At 72.5% G+C, this 13,748-nt stretch carries 12 protein-coding genes and 1 pseudogene; 3 read left to right on the forward strand and 10 right to left on the reverse strand.

The window, feature by feature from the left end; translation table 11 throughout:
• Nucleotides 1-177: 177 nt before the first annotated feature.
• The 9 genes and pseudogenes from WS91_RS35375 to atpD all read right to left on the reverse strand — a co-directional run.
• Nucleotides 178-1,026 carry a F0F1 ATP synthase subunit gamma gene (locus WS91_RS35375; protein WP_038749339.1) on the reverse strand — a complete coding sequence of 283 codons (849 nt, stop codon included), beginning with the start codon at nt 1,024-1,026 and terminating at the stop codon, nt 178-180.
• Nucleotides 1,023-2,726, reverse strand: coding sequence for a F0F1 ATP synthase subunit alpha (locus WS91_RS01835; protein WP_156432262.1), 1,704 nt, complete (start codon nt 2,724-2,726; stop codon nt 1,023-1,025). Before WS91_RS01835 ends, WS91_RS35375 begins: the two co-directional genes overlap by 4 nt.
• Entirely contained in the window at nt 2,710-3,459 is a 750-nt protein-coding gene (locus WS91_RS01840; protein ID WP_038749336.1) for a F0F1 ATP synthase subunit delta, read from the reverse strand. Before WS91_RS01840 ends, WS91_RS01835 begins: the two co-directional genes overlap by 17 nt.
• Nucleotides 3,460-3,472: 13 nt before the next feature.
• A complete protein-coding gene (locus WS91_RS01845; protein ID WP_004187193.1) occupies nt 3,473-3,721 on the reverse strand; it encodes a F0F1 ATP synthase subunit C in 249 nt (82 codons plus the stop codon).
• Complete coding sequence (locus tag WS91_RS01850; protein WP_038749403.1) at nt 3,718-4,419, reverse strand: F0F1 ATP synthase subunit A; 702 nt, start codon at nt 4,417-4,419, stop codon at nt 3,718-3,720. The genes WS91_RS01845 and WS91_RS01850 overlap by 4 nt, the downstream gene beginning before the upstream one ends.
• Nucleotides 4,420-4,421: 2 nt before the next feature.
• Nucleotides 4,422-4,724, reverse strand: coding sequence for an N-ATPase subunit AtpR (locus WS91_RS01855; RefSeq protein ID WP_038749334.1), 303 nt, complete (start codon nt 4,722-4,724; stop codon nt 4,422-4,424).
• A complete protein-coding gene (locus tag WS91_RS01860) occupies nt 4,717-5,181 on the reverse strand; it encodes an AtpZ/AtpI family protein (RefSeq protein WP_038749332.1) in 465 nt (154 codons plus the stop codon). The genes WS91_RS01855 and WS91_RS01860 overlap by 8 nt, the downstream gene beginning before the upstream one ends.
• A complete protein-coding gene (locus tag WS91_RS01865; protein ID WP_059669634.1) occupies nt 5,178-5,657 on the reverse strand; it encodes a F0F1 ATP synthase subunit epsilon in 480 nt (159 codons plus the stop codon). Before WS91_RS01865 ends, WS91_RS01860 begins: the two co-directional genes overlap by 4 nt.
• A 342-nt stretch (nt 5,658-5,999) precedes the next feature.
• Nucleotides 6,000-7,464, reverse strand: a pseudogene (gene atpD / locus WS91_RS01870) (F0F1 ATP synthase subunit beta); the annotation flags it as partial.
• 359 nt (nt 7,465-7,823) lie between these two features.
• Between atpD and WS91_RS01875 the strand changes: the two are divergent.
• The 3 genes from WS91_RS01875 to WS91_RS01885 are packed head-to-tail and all read left to right on the forward strand — an operon-like array spanning nt 7,824 to nt 12,206.
• A complete protein-coding gene (locus WS91_RS01875; RefSeq protein WP_038749327.1) occupies nt 7,824-9,617 on the forward strand; it encodes a PHA/PHB synthase family protein in 1,794 nt (597 codons plus the stop codon).
• A gap of 10 nt (nt 9,618-9,627) precedes the next feature.
• Nucleotides 9,628-11,031: a bifunctional enoyl-CoA hydratase/phosphate acetyltransferase gene (locus WS91_RS01880; RefSeq protein WP_038749325.1), complete on the forward strand. Its 1,404-nt coding sequence runs from the start codon at nt 9,628-9,630 to the stop codon at nt 11,029-11,031.
• Nucleotides 11,028-12,206 (forward strand): acetate/propionate family kinase, encoded by a 1,179-nt coding sequence (locus tag WS91_RS01885; protein WP_059669635.1) that lies wholly within the window; start codon nt 11,028-11,030, stop codon nt 12,204-12,206. Before WS91_RS01880 ends, WS91_RS01885 begins: the two co-directional genes overlap by 4 nt.
• Nucleotides 12,207-12,577: 371 nt before the next feature.
• Here WS91_RS01885 and WS91_RS01890 read toward each other — a convergent pair whose 3' ends face one another.
• Entirely contained in the window at nt 12,578-13,519 is a 942-nt protein-coding gene (locus WS91_RS01890; protein WP_059641787.1) for a 1-phosphofructokinase family hexose kinase, read from the reverse strand.
• Nucleotides 13,520-13,748: the final 229 nt, after the last annotated feature.

Consider the following 13,748-nt stretch of genomic DNA (forward strand, 5'->3'; position numbering starts at 1 on the left):
ACGATATCCGCCGTGATCTCGCCCCGCCGCGCGATCCGATACGCTTGCAGCAGCTCGCCGAGCGTGCGCTCGACCGATTCGCGCGCGGCGATCATCGCGCGCGTGCGCGCCTATCGTCGAGACGCACGCGCGCGGCATCGCCGCGTCCGGCTCCGCGCGACTCGTTCGCGTCCCCATTCAAAGCGCGCTCGCCGCCAACTCGACGATATCCGCCGTGATCTCGTCCTGCCGTGCGATCCGATACGCCTGCAGCAGCTCGCCGAGCGTACGCTCGACCGATTCGCGCGCGGCGATCATCGCGCGCGTGCGCGCCTCGTTCTCCGCCGCGAACGCGAGCATCGCCGCTTCGCACAGCTCGACGAACACGTACGCCTGCGCGAGCTCCGCGAGCAGCGCCGCGGGCGGCAGATGCACGAGCGGCGGCTGCGCGCGCGGCGCGCTGTCGAAGCGCGCGTAGTCGAACGGCAGCAGGCGGCGCTCGATCACGTCGAGCCGCTGCGCGGCGCCCGGCATCGCGTGGACGATCGACACCGGCTGCGCGCCGCGCTCGGCGAGATGCGCGTAGAGCGCATCGGTGATCCGGTTCGCGAGGTGCACGACGTCGTCCGCGTGCGACGCCATCGGCGTGCTCCAGACGAGCGGCACGCCGCCCGCCTCGGCGAGCATCGCGCCGCGCGTGCCGACCATCATGTATTCGCGCGACGCGGCCCCGTCGGGCCGCGTCGCATATTCGATCATCTGCGCGTTGTATGCGCCGACGAATCCCTGCTCGCTGCACATCACGATCACGAGCCGCGCGTTCGGCGCGGCCCGGCGTGCGGGCGCGGCGTCACGCGAGGGCGCGCCGGCCGACAGCGCGTCGCCGATCGCCGCGCCGACCGTCGCCGCCGACGCGCGGATTCCCGGCAAGCGCTGCTGCGCCTCGTGCGCGCGCGCGGCGGCGACGCCCCGCATCGCGCCGATCACCGTCTGCAGTTGGCGTGCGGTGTCGGTGCGCGCTTCGATCGCGGCAAGCTTGTCGCTCATCGCTTGCGCTCCGCGTCGGCTTCGGCGTCGCGCGGCGGCGCAGGTTCGGCGCGCGCCGCGTCGGCAGGCGCATCGCGGCCGCTCCCCAGTTCGCCGTCGTCGCCGCGGAGCCCGCCGCCCATGTCGCCCGCCGCGTCTTCCGAACGCATATGCCCCGCCGCGAGATGCGCGGCGTCAGCCGCGATCCGTTCGAGCAGCTCGCCGACCGATTCCACGAGCGTCGCGAGCGCCGCGTCGTCCGCGAGCCAGTCGCGCGGCGGCGCGCCCGCCGGCGTCAGCGCCGCGATCCGCGCGTCGAGCCACGACGGCAGCCGCTCGCGCAACGGCGCGATGCGATCCGGCGGCATCGTGTCGAGCGCGCCTGCCGCGAGCGCCTTCAGCAGCACCACTTCGTCGAGCGTGCGCAGCGCGCGAAAGCGCGGCTGCGTGATCGACGCGCGAATCCGCTCGCCGCGCGTGATCTGCGCGCGCAGCCGCGCGTCGGTAAGCCCGCCGAAGCGCGTGAACGCCTCCAGCTCAAGGAATTGCGCGTAGTCGAGCCGCAGGCGGCCCGACGCGCCGCGCAGCGCCGGATGCTGCGCCTTGCCGCCGACGCGGCTCACGCTCAGCCCGACGTCGACGGCCGGCCGCTGGTTCGCCGCGAACAGCGCCGAATCGAGCACGATCTGCCCGTCGGTGATCGAAATCAGGTTGGTCGGAATATACGCGGCGAGGTTGCCCGCGTCGGTCTCCGCGATCGGCAGCGCGGACAGCGACCCGCCGCCGAGCTTCGCCGACAGCTTCGCCGCGCGTTCGAGCAGGCGCGCGTGCACGTAGAAGATGTCGCCCGGGTACGCCTCGCGGCCGGGCGGCTCGCGCGTGAGGAGCGCGAGCTCGCGGTGCGTCGCCGCGTGCTTCGTCAGATCGTCGACGACGACGAGCGCGTGCTGCCCCCGGTCGCGGAAATACTCGGCGATCGAAAAGCCCGCGAACGGCGCGATCCATTGCAGCCCCGGCGCGGACGCGGCCGGCGCGACGACGAAGATGCAGCGCTCGGGCGCGCCGTAGCGGCGCACCGCGTCGATCACGCGCTGCACCGCGCTCGCGCGCTGGCCGATCGCCACGTACACGCAGATCACGTCCGAGTGCCGCTGGTTGACGATCGCGTCGATCGCGAGCGAAGTCTTGCCGGTCGCGCGATCGCCGATGATCAGCTCGCGCTGGCCGCGCCCGATCGTGAAGAGCGCGTCGACGATCAGCACGCCGGTGTCGAGCGGCTCGCTCACGAGATCGCGCTCGATGATCGCGGGCGCGGCGCGTTCGATCGGCAGCGTGCCGGCCGCGCCGAGCGGCGCGCCGTCGTCGAGCGGGCGGCCGAGCGGATCGACGACGCGCCCGAGCAGCTGCCGCCCGACCGGCACTTCGAGCACCGCGCCCGTGCGCGCGACGGCCGCCTGCGCCTCGACGCTCGCATCCGGATCGAGCAGCACGACGCTGATCAGATCCTCGTCGAGCGTGTGCGCGAAACCCGTGACGCCGCCGTCGAAGCGCAGCACTTCGTTGAGCATCGCGTCCTCGAGGCCGGACACGAACGCGATCCCGTCCGCGACGCGCTCGACCCGCCCGACCGCCTGCGCGACGGGCGCGAGCGACACGCGCGCGAGCGCGTCGCGGCGGCGCGCGAGCCAGCCCGCCTCGGTTGCGTCAATGGTTTGCGTCATCGTCGTTCAGCAACGCCGCCTCGATGGTCGCGAGATCCTGGCGCAGGCTGTTGCGCACGTTCGCGTATTTCGATTCGAGCTCGAGCCCCGCGATCAGCGCTGGATCGACGCGCACGTCGGCCTCGAGCGGCCGCCCGACGCTCGCCGCGAACGCCGCGCGGCACGCGGCCGCCTCCTGCGAGGTCAGCGCGCGCGGCGCGACGAGCCGCACTTGCGCGTCGTTCGCGGCGAGCGACGCGCGCACGTCGGCCGGCAGTCGCGCGAGCGACGCCGCCACGCCGTCGACGAAGCCCGCGACGCGCGCGCTGTCCGGCAGCCGCGCGAGCAGCTTCGCGGCGATGTCGACGGCGAGGCGCGTCGCGCGCGCGTCGAGCTCCTTCGCGCGCTGCGCGGCGTCGGCTTGCGCCTGCGTGCGCGCCGCTTCACGCAGCGCCAGCGCGTCGGCGCGCGCGGCCTCGATCAGGCGCTCGCGCTCGGCGCCCGCCTGCGCGAGCGCGTCCTTCAACGCGTCGTCGCGCGCCGCGGCGAGCGACGCGCGCTCGGCGCGCGCCCGTTCGTGCTCGGCGCGCGCGGCGTCGCGCTCGTGCGCCGCGTCGTCGATCAGCTTGCGCGCGGCGGCCTGGCGCTTCGCGATGATGTCGCTGACGGGCCGAAACAGGAAGCGCGACAGCAGCCACACGAGCACGACGACGTTGACCGCCTGCAGCGCGAGCGTGGACCAGTCGATTCGCATCGCCGTCTCCCCGTCACTTGACGAACGGATTCGCGAACAGCAGCAGCAGCGCGACGACGAGGCAGTAGATCGCCATCGTCTCGATCATCGCGAGCCCGACGAACAGCGTGCGCGACACGGTGCCGGACGCATCCGGCTGCCGCGCGATCGCGTCCATCGCCGCGCCGACCGCGCGCCCTTCCGCGAGCGCGGGACCGATCGCGCCGAACGACACCGCGAGCGCGGCCGCCGCGATGCTGACCACTTCGATGAGATTGTTCATGAGTTCTCCTGCCCGCGCCGCGGCGCGGAAGTTTCTTCACCGGACACGGCCGCGCCGATGAACACCATCGACAGCACCATGAAGATGTACGCCTGCACGGTGCCCGTCAGCAGATCGAGCGCCATCAGCGGAATCGGCACGAACAGACCGGCGAGCGACAGCACGATGCCGATCACGAACACGCCGCTCATCACGTTGCCGAACAGGCGCACGATCAGCGAGAACGTGCGCGTCAGCTGCTCGACGACGTTCAGCGGAATCATCACCCAGGTCGGCTCGGCGAACGTCGCGAGATAGCCGCGCAGGCCGCGCACGCGCACGCCGTAATAGAGCGTCGCGGCGAGCACGACGAGCGCGAGCGCGGCGTCGGTCTCCAGATGCGCGGTCGGCGGCTCGACGCCCGGCACGAGCGACGCGCTGTTCGCGCAGAACACGAGCGCGAAGATCGTGCCGATCAACGCGCGGTAGCGCGCGGGCGGCGTCTGCATCGTGTCGGCGATCTGCGCGTCGATCGTCGCGACGAACAGCTCGAGCACGCTTTGCAGCCGCGACGGCGCGTCGACGCTCAGCCGCCTGCGCGCGACAAGCGCGAGCGCGACGAGCAGCGCCATGATCGCCCACGTCGCGAGCACGGGCTCCGAGATGCCGACGGGGCCGATCGAGAACACCGGCACGGTCGACAGCGGCGACGCGTTCATCGTCACGCTCCCGTCAGCGCGTGCGCGCGGCGCACCGCGATCGAGCGCGCGGCGAGGAAGCCCGCCGAGCCCGCGACGAGCATGCCTGCGCCCGCGCGCGCGAGCACGACGAGCACCGCGACCGCGAGCGCGATCCGCAGAAGCTGCAGCGCGAGCGCCGCGCCCGCGCGGCCCGCGACGAACAAGCGGCTGTTCCAGCCGAGCGATACGAAGTGGCACGCGCCCGCCGCGAGCCCCGCTGCAAGCCCGATCGCGACGGCGACGCCGTCGAACGACGCGCGCGCGGCTTCCCACATTTCAATCATCGCGATCTCCTTCTTGTTGAGTTTTCATCCAGCGCCATGCGAGCCAGAAACCGAGCGCCGCGCCGAACATCAAGAGCGGCGCGGAAAAAAACACGCGCGACGCGAACGCGCGGTCGAGCCAGCGGCCGAGCGCGAGCGCGGCGAGCGTCGGCGCGAGGATCGTCCAGCCGAGCACGCCGATCTGCGCGAGGCGCCGGCCGAGCGACGGCTCCGGATCGCGCGCGCCGCGCGCCGCGCGCTTCGCGGCCGTGCGCGCCGCCTGTTCGACGCGGTCGGCGGCGGGCGTTCGCGCCGTGCCGGCGGGCGGCGGCGCGTCGCGCTTCGACACGTCCCGCGCGGCGGGCGGCCCGGCGCGCTTCGCATCGTCTCCCGCCGCGGACGCCGCCGCGGGCTTCGCGCCGGCACGGGCATCCGCTCCCGCGTCGCGCTTCGCATCGGCCGGGCGAGGCTTCGTCATTCGAGCGTCTCCGGCTTGAGCGGCGCGAGCATGCCGTCCTTCGCATGCTCGGGCCGCAGATACGTGAGGAGCCGCCGCATCGCCTGCGCGTGCAGCCGCGTCTCGTCGACCCGCGCGCGGCGCTTCTCGTCGAGCTGCGCCGCGCGCACGCCGCGCACGATCGCGTCGAGCTCGGCGAGCGACTCGCCGAGCACCGCCTCGCGGCACGCGATCTCGATCCGCGAGCCGCGCGTCACGCGCAGCACGCCGCCGTCGATCGCCGCGTAATGCGTGACGTCATGCGTCGCGCTGCTGCGCGTGTCGGCGGCGGTGCGCCAGCGCACGACCGACGCGCGCAGCAGCGTGACGAAGTCGACGTGGCCCGCGCGGATGCCGAACGAGCCGCTCGCGTCCTCGGCGCGCAGCGACACGATCGGCAAATCGTCGACGCACACGCGCGCAGGCGTCGCGATCACGAGGCGCAGCTCAGCGGGCATGTGGCGCTCCTTGCGGCGCGTCGGGGCCGGGTGCGGGCGCGCGCGTCTCGGCGGCCTCGCGATCGCTCGCGGCGGCGTTCGTTGTCGCGGCCTTCGCCGCATTCGCGCCGCTCGCGCCCGCCTTCTCGCCGCGAGAAGCCGAGGCGCCGCTGTTCTCGCCGTTCTCGCCGTTCTCGCCGTTCGCGCCATTCGTCTCCGTCGAACGCGTTGTGTTCGTCGAACCCGCCAATTCATTCAAACCGATCGCGCCCTGCACGCTGTCCGCGCCATCTGCGCCGTTCGTGCCCTTCACGCCATCTGCGCCCTTCGTGCCGCCCGCGCGATGCGCGCCCGCCGCGCCGCTCGCGCCATCGCGCCGCGCGTCCGCGTCGCGCGCGGCCTCTTCCTTGCGCCGCGCGTCGTCGAGCGTGCCGACCATGTACAGCGAGCTCTCGCGCCAATCGTCGCAATCGCCGCGCAGGATCGCGCGGCAGCCGGCGATCGTGTCGGCGATCTCGACCGACGCGCCCGCCTGCCCCGTGAACGCCTCGGTCACCGCGAACGGCTGCGTCAGGAAGCGCTGGAGCCGGCGCGCGCGGCCGACGATGCGCCGATCGTCCGCGCCGAGCTCGTCGATGCCGAGAAGCGCGATCACGTCCTGCAGCTCGCGGTAGTGCTCGATCACGCGGCGCACCTCGATCGCCACCTCGACGTGCCCGTCGCCGACGACGAGCGGATCGAGCAGGATCGACGACGACGCGACCGGATCGATCGCCGGATACATCCCTTCGGCCGCCATCGCGCGCGACAGCACGACCATGCTGTCGACGTGCGCGGCGATCGCGGTGACGGCGGGGTCGGTGAAATCGTCGGCGGGCACGTACACGGCCTCGATCGCCGTCACGGCCGCCCCCTCGACCGACGCGATCCGCTCCTGCAGCGCCGCGACCTCGCTCGCGAGCGTCGGCTGATAGCCGACCCGCGACGGCAACCGCCCGAGCAGGCCCGACACCTCGGCGCCCGCCTGCACGAAGCGAAACACGTTGTCCATCAGGAGCAGCACGTTCTGCGCGCGCTCGTCGCGAAAATGCTCGGCGATCGCGAGCGCGGTGAGCGGCACGCGCCAGCGCGCGCCGGGCGGCTCGTTCATCTGCCCGTAGACGAGCACCGTGCGGCCGAGCACGCCGGAGCCGCGCATGTCGAGCAGCATCTCGTGGCCTTCGCGCGAACGCTCGCCGATGCCCGCGAACACGGAGATCCCGCGATAGCGTTCGACCATCGCATGAATCAGCTCCATCACGAGCACCGTCTTGCCGACGCCCGCGCCGCCGAACATCGCCGCCTTGCCGCCCTGCGCGAGCGGCGCGAGCAGGTCGATCACCTTGATGCCGGTCGCGAACAGCGCGGTCGCGCTCTTCTGCTCGGACAGCGGCGGCGCGCCGCGATGGATCGGCCGCCGCGCGACGCCCGCCGCGAGCGGCGCGCCGTCGTCGCCGGGCTCGCCCGTCACGGTCAACAGACGGCCGAGCACCGCGTCGCCCACCGGCACGCGAATCGGCCCGCCCGTGGCGCGCGCGGCGGCGCCGCGCCTGAGCCCGCCCGTCGGGCCGAGCGCGAGCGCGCGCACCGCGGTGCCGCTCAGGTGCGCATGCACCTCGGCGAGAATCGGCGCGGCGCCGTCGACCGGAATGACGAGCGCGTCGTTCAGCGCGGGCAGCACGCCGCCGTCGAACGCGATGTCGACGACCGCGCCGCGCACCGCGACGACGCGCCCGTCGCGCGCCGCTTGCGCCGCAGTCTCGCCATTCGTCGCATGCAGTTCCGCCACGCTCGCTCCCGCCTGAGTGGTTCGTCGATGGCTTCACCATAACGACGGGCGGCGCCCGCCGGCTGATCTCGGTCAAGAAACGGGAAATCGCCAGATGAAACGATCCATCGCGCGAAGCGAAACGATCCGTGCGAAAACGCGCGGCGGCGACGCGATTGCCGCGGCGTCCGTCATTGATGCAAATCAGATTCCACAGACCTATGCGTGGCTACAGTGGCCGTGTCAGTGATCGTCGACGCATGCGGTCGAAGCGAGCGGCGGGCGGCAACGCCCGCGGCGCGGCTTCGCGCGCGGCCGCCGCATCGGCCGCCGTACTTCGTCATGCCGTCGCCCGCGCAGCGCCAGCCGAAGGAAGCCCGATGGATACACGCCACACCCCCGAACCCGGCGCGCCCGCCGCGCCGCCGCCCGCCCATCCGCCCGCGTCGTACGCGCCGGAAAGCCCGTATCGCATCTTCGATCTCGCGAAGGAGGCGTCGCTCGCGAAGCTGACGTCGGGCCTGTCGCCCGCGTCGCTGCAGCTCGCGCTGTCGGACTGGCTGATTCACCTCGCGGCCGCGCCCGGCAAGCGCGCGGAGCTCGCGACGCTCGCGACGAAGCACGCCGTGCAGCTCGCCGAATACCTGTTCGAAGCGGCGACCGGGCACGCGCCCAACGCGCCCGCGCAACCGTCGCCGGGCGACCGGCGCTTCCGCGCGAACGCATGGCAACTCGAGCCGTTCCGCTTCTGGAATCAGACGTTCCTGCTCGCCGAGCAATGGTGGCGCGCGGCGACCCGCGACGTGCCCGGCGTGTCGCCGCATCATGAGGACGTCGTCGCGTTCACCGCGCGGCAGATGCTCGACATGCTCGCTCCGGCGAACTACGTCGCGACGAATCCGGAAGTCCTGCAGCGCACCGTGCTGTCGTGCGGCGCGAATCTCGCGCAAGGCGCGTGGAATTATCTGGACGACGTCCGCCGCCTTCTGACGAAGCAGCCGCCCGCGGGCGTCGAGCGCTTCCAGGTCGGCAAGGATCTCGCGACGGCACCCGGGCGCGTCGTGTTCCGCAATCACCTGATCGAGCTGCTGCAGTACGGGCCGACGACGCCCGACGTCTACGCGGAGCCCGTCCTGATCGTGCCCGCGTGGATCATGAAGTACTACATCCTCGATCTGTCGCCGCACAACTCGCTCATCCGCTATCTGGTCGACCAGGGGCACACGGTGTTCTGCATCTCGTGGCGCAACGTCGACGCGAGCGATCGCGACCTGAGCATCGACGACTACCGCCGGCTCGGCGTGATGGACGCGCTCGACACGATCGGCAAGATCGTGCCCGGCGCGAAGATTCACGCGACCGGCTACTGCCTCGGCGGCACGCTGCTCGCGCTCGCGGCCGCGGCGATGGCGAACGCGCGCGACGAGCGCCTCGCGTCGATCACGCTGCTCGCCGCGCAGACGGACTTCGCCGAGCCGGGCGAGCTGCAGCTCTTCATCGACGACAGCGAGATCTATTTCCTCGAGAGCATGATGTGGGAGCGGGGGTACCTCGGCGCGCACCAGATGGCGGGATCGTTCCAGCTGCTGATGTCGAACGATCTGATCTGGTCGCGCGTGGTCCACGATTATCTGCTCGGCGAGCGCACGCCGATGATCGATCTGATGGCGTGGAACGCCGATTCGACGCGCATGCCGTACCGGATGCACTCCGAATATCTGCGCCACCTGTTCCTCGACAACGATCTCGCGACCAACCGCTACGTGATCGACGCTCAAACGGTGTCGGTGCACAACATCCGCGCGCCGTTCTTCGCCGTCGGCACCGAGCACGATCACATCGCGCCGTGGCGCTCGGTCTACAAGCTCCACTACCTGACCGACAGCGACGTGACGTTCGTGCTGACGGCGGGCGGCCACAACGCGGGCATCGTCAGCGAGCCGGGCCATCCGAAGCGCCATTACCGGATGAAGCTCACGGCCGCCGACGCGCCGAACATCTCGCCCGACGAATGGCTCGCCGGCGCGACGGACTTCGAGGGCTCGTGGTGGCCCGCGTGGCACAAGTGGCTCGCCGGGCATTCGAGCACGCAGCGCGTCGCGCCGCCGCCGCTCGGCAAGCCCGGCGCGCACGCGCTCGGCGACGCGCCGGGCACCTACGTGTTCCAGAAATAAGGAGCGCCGCGTGGACCGCGAAATCCTGCAGAACCGCCCGTTCGACTCGCTCGCGATCGGCGACAGCGCGTCGGTCGTGCGCATGGCGTCGCGCGACGACATCGACCTGTTCGCCGCGATGTCGGGCGACGTGAACCCCGCGCACCTCGACGCGGCGTTCGCCGCGCACGACCTGTTCGGCCACGTCGTCGTCCACGGAATGTGGACGGGCGCGCTCGTGTCCGCGGTGCTCGGCACGAAGCTGCCGGGGCCGGGCACGATCTATCTCGACCAGACGCTGGAGTTCCGGCATCCGGTCGCGCCGGGCGACACGGTCACGGCCACCGTGACCGTCAAGGAAAAGCGTCCGGAGAAGCGGATCGTGCTGCTCGACACCTGCTGCACGAACCAGGACGGCCAGGTCGTGCTGCGCGGCACCGCCACCGTGATCGCGCCCGACAAGCCGCTCACGTGGGAGCGCGTGCCGGGGCCGGAAGTCGCGGTGCGCCGCCACGACCGCTACGAGACGTTCGTGCGCGACGCGCGCGAGCAGCCGCCGCTGCGCACCGCCGTCGTGCATCCGTGCTCGCCCGACGCGATCCGCGCGGCGATCGACGCGCGCGACGAGAACCTGATCGATCCGATCCTGATCGGCCCCGAGGCGAAGATCCGCGCGGCCGCCGAGGCGGCCGGCGTGAATCTCGCGGGCGTGCGGATCGAAGCGGTCGAGCACAGCCACGCGGCCGCCGCGCGCGCGGTCGAGATGGGCGGCGCGGGCCAGGTCGCCGCGCTGATGAAGGGCAGCCTGCACACCGACGAGCTGCTCGCCGCGGTCGTCGGCCCGGCGTCGCTGCTGCGCACCGAGCGGCGCATCAGCCATGTGTATGCGATGGACGTGCCCGCGTATCCGAAGCCGCTCGTCATCACCGACGCGGCGATCAACATCGCGCCGACGCTCGAGCAAAAACGCGACATCTGCCAGAACGCGGTCGACCTGCTGCACGTGCTCGGCGTCGAGCGGCCGCGCGTCGCGGTGCTCGCGGCGGTCGAGACCGTCAACCCGAAGATGCCCTCGACGCTCGACGCGGCCGCGCTCACCGTGATGGCCGCGCGCGGACAGATCGCGGGCGCGATCGTCGACGGGCCGCTCGCGTTCGACAACGCGGTGAGCGCGATCGCCGCGCAGTCGAAGGGCATCGCGTCGCCCGTCGCGGGCGACGCCGACATCCTGCTCGTGCCCGACCTCGAGGCGGGCAACATGCTCGCGAAGCAACTGATGTATTTCGCGGGCGCCGACGGCGCGGGCCTCGTGCTCGGCGCACGGCTGCCCATCATCCTGACGAGCCGCGCGGACAGCCTGCGCGTGCGGATCGCGTCCGCCGCGCTCGCGAAGCTCGTCGCCGAGAGGACGCGCGCCGGCGCGCTCGCGTCATGAGCGAGCCGCTGCTGCTGACGTTCAACGCCGGCTCGTCGACGCTGAAGATCGGCCTCTACAGCGTCGCGAACGGCGAGCCCGCGCCGCTCGGGCGCGGCAAGATCGACTTCAACCGCACGCCGCTCCAGTTCGAATACGCGAACGGCGGCGACGCGCGCACGGTGCCGCTCGCCGCGCCCGTCACCGACGATCTGCACGAGGTGCTCGACGAGGCGCTCAACTGGATCGCCGCGCATCTGTCGCTGCACGAGCTCGTGTCGGTCGGCCATCGCGTCGTGCACGGCGGCGACGCGTTCGACGGCCCGGTGCGCATCGACGATCGCACGCTCGACGCGATCGCGGCGCTCGTGCCGCTCGCGCCGCTGCACCAGCCGCAGAGCGTGCGGCTGATTCGCGCGCTGCGCCGTCTGCGGCCGCATCTGCCGCAGGTCGCGTCGTTCGACACCGCGTTCCACCGCACCCAGTCCGATCTCGTGCGGCGCTTCGCGCTGCCGCGCGCGCTGTTCGACGAAGGGGTCAAGCGCTACGGCTTTCATGGGCTGTCGTACCGGTACGTCGCCGGACGGCTGCGCGAGCGGCACCCGGCGCTCGCGCGCGGCAAGATCGTGGCCGCGCACCTCGGCAGCGGCGCGAGCCTCTGCGCGCTCGACGCCGGCGTGAGCCGCGACACCAGCATGGGCTTCTCGACGCTCGACGGCATTCCGATGGCCACGCGCTGCGGCGCGCTCGACGCGGGCGTCGTGCTGCATCTGCAGAAGATGCTCGGCCATTCGGTCGACGAGGTCGAGCAGATGCTGTATCACCGCTCCGGCCTGCTCGGCGTGTCCGGCGTGAGCGGCGACGCGCGCGTGCTGCTCGCCGATCCGTCGGCCGGCGCGCGCGACGCGCTCGAGCTGTTCGCATTCCGGATCGCCGGCGAGACCGCGCGGCTCGCGGCGACGCTCGGCGGCCTCGACGCACTCGTGTTCACCGCGGGCATCGGCGAGCATCAGGCCGAGACGCGCGCCGCCGTGTGCGAGCGGCTGCGCTGGCTCGGCGTCGAGCTCGATTCTCACGCGAACGCGCGCAACGCGGAGATCGTCAGCCGCGACGCGAGCCGCGTCGCGGTGCTCGTCGTGCCGACAGACGAGGAGCAGGTGATCGCAACGGATGCGGCATCGGTGTTGCATGCGTGAGCGCTCGGACCGGTCGGGCGGTCCTTCGGGCCTCCCGACCGCTCGATGCGCGTCGTTCCGGGGCGGGAGGCGCGGACCGTCCGCCTGATCCGCCGCGTCGCGCACCGCACGGCTTGCGCTGAGCGTCGCGCGCCACGCGCCGGCGCCGCGGGCGGTGCCTCGGCGATCGGACGCCTCCCGGCTGTCGGGCGAGTGATCGCCCGACGCAGCTGCCACCGGCATCGCCGCAGGTTGCGCCGCAGGTTGTGAATCGGCCCTCTCGCGCTAATGCAAGCGATCGCGTCCGCGCGGCCGGCGAAACCGGGCATCGGGGCCGAATCGCAACGCGCGGCCCGAAGCGAGGATGCCGAAAGGGGCCGGGCGGGCAGGCGCTACGCGTCGACCGTTCCCGGCAATTCCCGATAGATCCGCTCGACGTCCTCCTTCGCGCACAGCGCGGTGCCCGCGCTCAGCAGCGAAGCCGACGCCGCGGCTAGCGCGTAGCGCGACGCATCGGCGACGCTCGCGCCACGGTTGAGCGCCGCGACGAGCCCCGCGACGAAGCTGTCGCCCGCGCCGATCGCACTGCGCACCGCGACCTTCACGCCCGGCAGCCGCACCGCATCGTCGCGCGACACGACGAGCGCGCCGGCGTCGCCGAGCGTCAGCGCGACGATCTGCGCGCGCCCGCTGCCGACGATCGCGCGCGCGGCCGCGAGGCGCGCGGCGTCGTCGTCGAGCGGCAGGCCGGTCAGCGCGCGCAGCTCGCCCAGGCTCGGCTTCACCAGATAGACGCCCGCATCGAGCGCGGCCGCGAGCGCCAGCCCCGACGTATCGACGACCGTGCGCACGCCGCGCGCGTTCGCGAGCCGCGCGAGCCGGCCGTAGCAATCGTCGGGCATTCCGGGCGGCAAGCTGCCGCTCATCACCAGATAGCGCGACGCGTCGGCGAGCCGCGCGAGCGCGTCGACGCAGCGCGGCCATTCGTCGGGCGCGAGCGCCGGGCCCGGCAGCACGAAGCGGAATTCGCGCCCCGTCGATGTTTCGAGCACCGAAAAGTTTTCTCGCGTCTCGCCGGCGACGTCGATGCAGCTCGCGCGCACCCCTTCGTCGGCGAGCAGGCCGCGCAGCGCGCGACCGGTATCGCCGCCCGCGAGATAGAGCGCCGAGCAATCGGCGCCGAGGCGCGTGAGCACGCGCGCGACGTTGATCCCGCCGCCGCCCGGATCGCGCCGCGCCGGCGCGCAGCGCAACTTGCGGGTGTCGGTGATGCGATCGACGGACGTCGCGACGTCGACGGCGGGGTTCGGCGTGATGGTGACGATTTCGGGCATCGTGGCGGTCGGGATGATCGTGGTGGTTGTGACAAAAGGGTCCGCAACGGAAAGGAAACGGGGTGATCGAACGCGGCGGCGCGCGCCGCGTTGCGCGTGTTCGGTCCGGCGTCAAACCTTCTGCTGCGGAGCAGGTCCGCCGCCGTTGGCCGTTGGCCGTTGGCCGTTGGCCGTTGGCCGTTGGCCGTTGGCCGTTGGCCGTTGGCCGTTGGCCGTTGGCCGTTGGCCG

Origin of the sequence: Burkholderia sp. MSMB1498, assembly GCF_001526245.1 — a bacterium.
Classification (GTDB): Bacteria; Pseudomonadota; Gammaproteobacteria; order Burkholderiales; family Burkholderiaceae; genus Burkholderia; species Burkholderia savannae.

What these genes read in the sequence shown, in the direction of transcription:
- WS91_RS35375 (WP_038749339.1), bottom strand. Translation starts at nt 1,026, where the DNA reads ATGAGCGACAAGCTTGCCGCGATCGAAGCGCGCACCGACACCGCACGC.
- WS91_RS01835 (WP_156432262.1), bottom strand. Translation starts at nt 2,726, where the DNA reads ATGACGCAAACCATTGACGCAACCGAGGCGGGCTGGCTCGCGCGCCGC.
- WS91_RS01840 (WP_038749336.1), bottom strand. Translation starts at nt 3,459, where the DNA reads ATGCGAATCGACTGGTCCACGCTCGCGCTGCAGGCGGTCAACGTCGTC.
- WS91_RS01845 (WP_004187193.1), bottom strand. Translation starts at nt 3,721, where the DNA reads ATGAACAATCTCATCGAAGTGGTCAGCATCGCGGCGGCCGCGCTCGCG.
- WS91_RS01850 (WP_038749403.1), bottom strand. Translation starts at nt 4,419, where the DNA reads ATGAACGCGTCGCCGCTGTCGACCGTGCCGGTGTTCTCGATCGGCCCC.
- WS91_RS01855 (WP_038749334.1), bottom strand. Translation starts at nt 4,724, where the DNA reads ATGATTGAAATGTGGGAAGCCGCGCGCGCGTCGTTCGACGGCGTCGCC.
- WS91_RS01860 (WP_038749332.1), bottom strand. Translation starts at nt 5,181, where the DNA reads ATGACGAAGCCTCGCCCGGCCGATGCGAAGCGCGACGCGGGAGCGGAT.
- WS91_RS01865 (WP_059669634.1), bottom strand. Translation starts at nt 5,657, where the DNA reads ATGCCCGCTGAGCTGCGCCTCGTGATCGCGACGCCTGCGCGCGTGTGC.
- WS91_RS01875 (WP_038749327.1), top strand. Translation starts at nt 7,824, where the DNA reads ATGGATACACGCCACACCCCCGAACCCGGCGCGCCCGCCGCGCCGCCG.
- WS91_RS01885 (WP_059669635.1), top strand. Translation starts at nt 11,028, where the DNA reads ATGAGCGAGCCGCTGCTGCTGACGTTCAACGCCGGCTCGTCGACGCTG.
- WS91_RS01890 (WP_059641787.1), bottom strand. Translation starts at nt 13,519, where the DNA reads ATGCCCGAAATCGTCACCATCACGCCGAACCCCGCCGTCGACGTCGCG.